The following is a 5,864-nucleotide window of genomic DNA, read 5'->3' as shown; positions in this document are numbered from 1 at the left end:
AATTGGCTCACTTTATTTTAGCAGTTACAAACGGTTAAATCTCATTTATCCGAAGAAGAAAAGTTTCAAAGAAAGGATATGCAGGCGTCAATGTTTGCCTATCCTGAACTTAATGTAACGCCACCTGGCTGGTTACATGGATCTGCCATTACTGAATGGAATCGAGTTGTCCCGTATCTGAAAGCTAACACGCCTATTAGTGAATTAGACCGATCATTGTTAGCCACATACTGTGAAGATTATCGACTAATTCAAGCTGCTGAAGCGGATTTAAAGAAGCATGGGATTGTGCAAACGGGCAAAACCGGTATGCGAAAGAAGAATCCCTACATTGACGTTTTGTCGGCAGCTACCAAAGATATGAAATCATTAGCTAATGATTTAGGCATGAGTATTGGATCGCGGGCTCGAATGGAATTAAACAAGGCTAAAACCAAAGAGACACCTAAAGATAAATTTGAAGAGGCTATGAAATGAATAGAGAAGAATTAAAAAGCATGGGGGTTAATGAAATTGATGACGTAGCAGATTTTCTTGCATACAATACAGAAATATTAGACTTAGATGAAGTAAATGGTATGTATTTATCTACCAATTTGATTTATGTTAAACAGGTTTTACATCATGAAATTATTGTTGGTAAGAAAATCGAGTTGGCTATCAAACGTTTTGTTAGTGATTTAAATCGCTCAATTAATGAAAAAGATTATCCATTTTACTTTGATGGTCATCAAGCCGATAGCGCCATTGAATTTATTGAGTTACTTCCCAAAACTGATGGTTCAAAACTAGAATTACAACCCTTTCAAAAGTGGATTATTGGTGAATTATATGGTTGGCGTGAAAAATCAACTGGTGATCGGCGATATGATAGAGCATTCATTTCGATGGCTAGAAAGTGCGGCAAGACGTATTTAGCTAGTTGTTTTGCAGCACTTGGATTAATTAAAGAGAAAGTACCAGCGAGGAATCGGCAGGTATTGTTTGTTGCCAATAGCGCGAAGCAGGCACGGTTGGGATATAACATGTTGTCTTCGGAATTTGAACAAGTCAGAAAACAATCACCATATGTGCGAACCCGAGTAAAAGTTCGGCGAAATAAGATTACGGATAACCTCACTGGTTCAACATGTCAAGCATTGTCGTCTAATACAAATACTTTGGAGGGGTATGGTGCCTCTACGGGGATCTTGGACGAGTTCGATCAGGCTAAGACGAGAGCTACTTACACCGCTCTACAAACTGGTCAAACAAATGTGCCAAATTCCTTATTGATGATCATTTCCACATCCGGAGTTAATATTAATTGTCCAATGCATGATGAGTATGAAATGCTGACCGATGTTCTTACTGGTAAAACGAAAGCTGATCGTTACTTCATTGCTATTTGGGAGTTGGATAAACGTGAAGAAGTATTTGACCCCAATAATTGGATTAAGGCCAATCCGTTACTTTGCGAACCGACTGTTAATAAAAGAATGACCACTAAATTAAAATCTGACTTGGATCTGGCTGTTAAACAAAACAATTTAATTCCATTTTTGAGTAAGTCTATGAATATGTGGGTGCAAGCCTCTGATGATTCCTATATCAGTGCTGATGATTGGAGCAAGGGAAAGCTTAAAAAAATTCCCGATCTGAATAACCGTGATGTATTTATTGGCATTGATTTATCGAAGAGTAATGATCTGACAGCAGTTAGTTGGCTGGTACCAATTGGTAACGGTCAGTTTTATTGTGACAGTCATTCCTGGGTAGGAACCAAGTACGGATTATCAAGCAAGATTAAGCGTGATGGTATCGACTATCGTTCTATGGAACGAGCCGGCGAGTGTTCGATTACCAGATTGGATAGTGGCATTATTGATTACGATGAGGTATTTGATTATATCCAAGAACTAGTTGGTAAATATAATTGGAATGTCAAAGCCATCGCTTATGATCCTTACAATTTTACGGCACTTTTAACCAAGTTTGAAAAGGCTAATTATCCACTGTTTGAAGTGAGGCAGGGTCTGAAAACGCTTAACATTCCAACTCGTAACTTCCGTGATCAGCTTTACGATGGCAAGATTAAACATAATGGCAACAAGATTCTGGCCTATGCGGTCAATAATGCTATTTTGAAAGTTGTGAATAATGGTTGGCAACTTGATAAAGCCCGCAATAGCAACCGGATTGACCCGATAGCAGCCTTAATCTGTGCTTACGTTTCAGGCATGGACTATTACCAAGAAAGTGAGGATATCAGTCATGCAAACAGTTATTACGAAAGTGACGACTTTTCTTTCTAGCTACATTCAAACAATTTTATTAATCCTGGGGTTGATGGTGATTATCATTGGCCTGGCTGGTATCTTGGGATTTTATATTGCGCTAATCTTTGCTGGCATTTTCCTGGTCGTTTTAGCGCTTTTAATTAATTACGAAAAAAATAAACAAAAGTGAGGTGATATATATATGAGTTTCTTTGTCAAAACCAACACCACTAATGATGATCCATTTACCGATGCCTTGGTTAGTCTTTCAAGCGATGATCCATATACGTATGTTTCGATTTCAGCGTTGCGTAATAGCGATATTTTTACTGCTATTAATATTATTGCTGGTGATTTAGCCGGCAATCCAGTATTATGTGATACGCCAATTTTTAACACTATGATTAACCAAACTCCTAATCCCAGTATGAGTGGTTACAGCCTCAAGTATGCTTTGGCTGCTAATATGCTTTTGAATGGGAATGCGTTTGCTGAAATCCGTGGTCATGACTTAATTTTCATTCCCAATAGTCAAATGACCGTAACACAAGACGATGTGAGTGGCCGGTTAACCTACACTTACTCACCTGATGGTCAAACTAAGCGCGTCATTACGCCTGGTAGCATTCTTCATTTTAAGTATTTCACTAAAGATGGTGTCAGCGGAATTAGTCCGCTGTTTGCTTTAAGAGATGAACAACAAATTCAGTCGGCCAGCAATCAATTACTGACTGGCTTTTTTAATAGTGGTATTCATGGTACGAAAGTTGTTCAAGTTCACAAGGCTGAATTAAGTAAACAGGCAAAAGATAATATTCGAGAACAGTTTGACGATGCAACGACTGGTACCAATGCCTTGGGTACCATGGTGATTGATGACAGTATGGATGTTAGCAATTTAGAATTAAACACAGATGTATTGAAACTGGTTAATTCTAATGATTGGACAACTCGCCAAATTGCCGAATGTTTTCAGCTTCCAGTTGAGCGGTTGGGAGTTGAAAATGAACATTCTAACCAGGAACAAAGCAATTTACAGTACATCCAGTCCTCATTACAACATTATATGGATTGCATGACTAGTGAATTGAGTTTTAAACTAGGGCATCAATTTGCGTATAACACGGATAATTTACTAAGCCTAGATCCTGAAGCCCAACAAAAACAAGCTGTTAATGGTTTTATTAATGGTGTTTTAACTAGGAATGAAGCCAGGGCTAAGATCGGCTTGAATCCAACTGATGATGGAAACATATTTGTAAATATCAATAAGAATGGAGCTGAAAATAGTGGAGAAAATGGATAGACGGTTAACGATTAAAGCGGAGTTGCGGGCACAACAGCCACAAGCCGAAACTCCCGAAGATGATACACAACAGCCACAAGATGACCAGCAAGGCAAAACGATTTCTGGCTATGCTATTGTGTGGAACTCACCAAGCAAGGATTTAGGCGGCTTTACAGAAGTAGTTACACCTAATGCACTTGATAATGTTGATTTATCTGATGTTTTAATGCTAAATAATCACGATTATACGCAAGTTTTGGCTAGTGTTAAGGCTGGCACATTGACATTAACACCAGATGAAAAAGGCTTAGCATTTACCGCACAATTACCTAATACAAGTTTTGCTAATGACGTATACGAGGAGATTACAAGCGGCAATGTTGATTCATGCAGTTTTGGTTTTGAGGTCAATGATGGCGGCGATACATGGTCTAAGGACGATCAAGGCAATGTTACGAGAACAATCAATCAAGTTAAAAGCTTGTTTGACGTATCCGTAGTTGCTGTTCCCGCTTATGACGATACCAATGTTCAAGTTGACACCCGTAGTTATGAAAAATTTATTAACAAAAAGAAAGAGGTTAAGAAAATGACAGAAAAGAAAATTATTGATCCTAACGATCCAGAAAAGAACCATACTACCGAAAAGCCTAAAACCGAAGTCCGTTCATTTGAGGATTACATTCGGTCACATGGTGAAATGCGAGACGGTGTAACAACGCAGGGTGCCTCAGCAGTTATTCCTAAGGAATTAATTACACCGGTATTCCAATTAAAGACTTCCCGATACAACTTGGCACAATACGCAACGGTTAAACAAGTTTCAGCTGGTTCTGGGACATATCCAATTGCCACCAGTCAGCAAACCGCAGTGTTGGCCACCAAAGATGAACTAGCCCAAATGGCTGACATTAATGCGAATATGTTTACTAATGTTCCGTTTGACGTTAAAACACGAGCGGGTCAGATTGCATTATCGAATGAAGTTGTGGAGGACTCTGAAGTTGATATTGTGGGTGAGGTTAAGAACCAGCTACAACAATTGGTTGATAATACTGACAACCAACAAATTATGGCGTTATTGGCTGCTAACTTTAGTAAAGTAAGTGCTACTAATGTTGACGATCTTAAAAAGATTTATAACGTTACCCTTGACCCAGCACTAAGTAAGATGTGGTTAGTTAATCAGTCTGGTTTCAATTACTTGGACACTTTGAAAGATAGCGAAGGGCGTTACCTCTTACAACCAAATCCAACCGCAGCTTCTGGTTTTAGTTTGTTAGGTTCACCAGTAGTGATGATTAGTGACAAGTTATTGCCTAACAATACGGATGGAACCTTTCCAATGATTGTTGGTGATTTATCACAAGCGGTAGCTGTCTTCCGTAGAAACCAAGTAAGCTGTCAATGGGATAAATTCGATCAATTCAGTCAAGGACTATCCGTAATCGTGCGAAATGATTATGAAGTTATTGATAAAAGCGCGGTAGTTAACGTTTCACTGGGTACTCCAGCTGGTAAATAGGATTTCAAGGGAGTGTTAAGCTCCCTATACATAAATGAAAACCGATAAAGGATGTGATTAATAATGGCTGTTACGGTTAACGACATAAAAAATAGTTTAAGAATCGACGTTACTAACGACGATGATATGATTCAAACATATATAAATACCGCCATTGACTACGTTATTAATGCGGTGGATAGCTCAAAGAGTGCCACTGATTTTGCTGGTTATGAACAGTTTGATTTTGCAGTTTCTTTACTAACCCAATTTTGGTATTCTAATCGGAATATTGATATGCAAAACACGCCTTATCAGGTAGTTAGCATGATTCAACAACTACGTGGAATAGTTTAAAAAACTAGGTAATCTAGTCTAATAAATGATATAATGTAGATGTAGTGAGAGATCACTATACCGGCCGGTTTATCTGTGCAAGATAATTGATTATTGTAGGTCGATTCAATTGCTATCAGCTAACACAAGTAAGCATCATCAGCTTATTTAAATCCAAATTAAGCACGGGAAACCGTGCTTTTTGTGTACATATTTATTTTAAATGAATGATTTAGAACACCGCTGAAAGTCGAGGTCGTTCTGAATGGCCTTAAACTTGTCATTACTAAATAAGGGAGTAATCATATGCGTGAAGATATTAAAAAAATCCGAAACTTACTAAAAGAGTATGCAAAACTAAAAAAGGAGCTGGCTAATTTTAGCCAACTCGCAAGTCCAGCGATGGACAGTATTTCGTGTCATGTTCATAAAAATGGTGTTGAAAATAGCGTACAATACCCCTTAGGGTTGACACTTT

General features: G+C 38.3%; 6 protein-coding genes. All 6 read left to right on the top strand.

Annotated features, from left to right (window positions below; genetic code table 11):
* Positions 1-90 precede the first annotated feature (90 nt).
* The 6 genes from FD47_RS13445 to FD47_RS13420 all read left to right on the top strand — a co-directional run bounded on the left by FD47_RS13445 (position 91) and on the right by FD47_RS13420 (position 5,407).
* Complete coding sequence (locus FD47_RS13445; protein WP_235806101.1) at positions 91-477, top strand: phage terminase small subunit P27 family; 387 nt, start codon at positions 91-93, stop codon at positions 475-477.
* Between the two features lie 101 nt (positions 478-578).
* The gene (locus FD47_RS13440) at positions 579-2,294 is read left to right on the top strand and encodes a terminase large subunit (RefSeq protein WP_054736481.1); all 1,716 of its coding nucleotides are present in this window, start codon (positions 579-581) and stop codon (positions 2,292-2,294) included.
* Positions 2,254-2,448, top strand: a complete 195-nt coding sequence (locus tag FD47_RS13435) for a hypothetical protein (protein ID WP_040470560.1) — start codon at positions 2,254-2,256, stop codon at positions 2,446-2,448. The genes FD47_RS13440 and FD47_RS13435 overlap by 41 nt, the downstream gene beginning before the upstream one ends.
* Before the next feature lie 12 nt (positions 2,449-2,460).
* Entirely contained in the window at positions 2,461-3,564 is a 1,104-nt protein-coding gene (locus tag FD47_RS13430; RefSeq protein ID WP_054736477.1) for a phage portal protein, read from the top strand.
* On the top strand, positions 3,557-5,071 hold the full coding sequence (locus FD47_RS13425; RefSeq protein WP_156319491.1) for a phage major capsid protein: 1,515 nt from the start codon (positions 3,557-3,559) through the stop codon (positions 5,069-5,071). The genes FD47_RS13430 and FD47_RS13425 overlap by 8 nt, the downstream gene beginning before the upstream one ends.
* Positions 5,072-5,134: 63 nt before the next feature.
* Entirely contained in the window at positions 5,135-5,407 is a 273-nt protein-coding gene (locus FD47_RS13420) for a head-tail connector protein (protein ID WP_054736473.1), read from the top strand.
* Positions 5,408-5,864: the final 457 nt, after the last annotated feature.

Source organism: Lentilactobacillus parafarraginis DSM 18390 = JCM 14109, assembly GCF_001435895.1.
Taxonomy (GTDB): Bacteria; Bacillota; Bacilli; order Lactobacillales; family Lactobacillaceae; genus Lentilactobacillus; species Lentilactobacillus parafarraginis.
Note: the sequence above shows the minus strand (reverse complement) of the source record. Positions and strands in the feature narration are given on the sequence as shown.

Coding starts and splice junctions, on each gene's coding strand:
- FD47_RS13445 (WP_235806101.1), top strand. CDS start 91: ATGTTTGCCTATCCTGAACTTAATGTAACGCCACCTGGCTGGTTACAT.
- FD47_RS13440 (WP_054736481.1), top strand. CDS start 579: ATGTATTTATCTACCAATTTGATTTATGTTAAACAGGTTTTACATCAT.
- FD47_RS13435 (WP_040470560.1), top strand. CDS start 2,254: ATGCAAACAGTTATTACGAAAGTGACGACTTTTCTTTCTAGCTACATT.
- FD47_RS13430 (WP_054736477.1), top strand. CDS start 2,461: ATGAGTTTCTTTGTCAAAACCAACACCACTAATGATGATCCATTTACC.
- FD47_RS13425 (WP_156319491.1), top strand. CDS start 3,557: ATGGATAGACGGTTAACGATTAAAGCGGAGTTGCGGGCACAACAGCCA.
- FD47_RS13420 (WP_054736473.1), top strand. CDS start 5,135: ATGGCTGTTACGGTTAACGACATAAAAAATAGTTTAAGAATCGACGTT.